Origin of the sequence: Chryseobacterium sp. SIMBA_029 (genome assembly GCF_046535275.1) — a bacterium.
In the GTDB taxonomy this organism is placed as follows: domain Bacteria; phylum Bacteroidota; class Bacteroidia; order Flavobacteriales; family Weeksellaceae; genus Chryseobacterium.
The window spans coordinates 1-262 of record NZ_JAWRXA010000468.1; the positions used below are offsets into that span (position 1 = coordinate 1).

1 protein-coding gene is annotated in these 262 nt (G+C 40.8%); it reads left to right on the forward strand.

The window, feature by feature from the left end; genetic code table 11:
* A partial coding sequence (locus tag SB679_RS24855) for a thioesterase domain-containing protein (RefSeq protein WP_410704964.1) occupies nt 1–262 on the forward strand: 262 nt, incomplete at both ends.

Here is a 262-nt window from a genome sequence, read left to right on the forward strand (position 1 = left end):
TATACGGAGGATTGTATACAGCTTACGAGTTCCGATGTCAGCAATAAGAAATTATTCTGTTTCCCTCCAGCTGCTTCGTTGGGAATAGCATATATGGGGCTGGCAGAACATTTGGAAAGATATTCGGTTTACAGTTTTAACTTCATTAAGTCCGAATATCGGATCAAGCAATACGTAAACATCATCAAAGAATATCAGCCAGAGGGCCCTTACACATTGATTGGGTATTCTGCAGGTGGAGTTCTAGCATTTGACGTTGCTA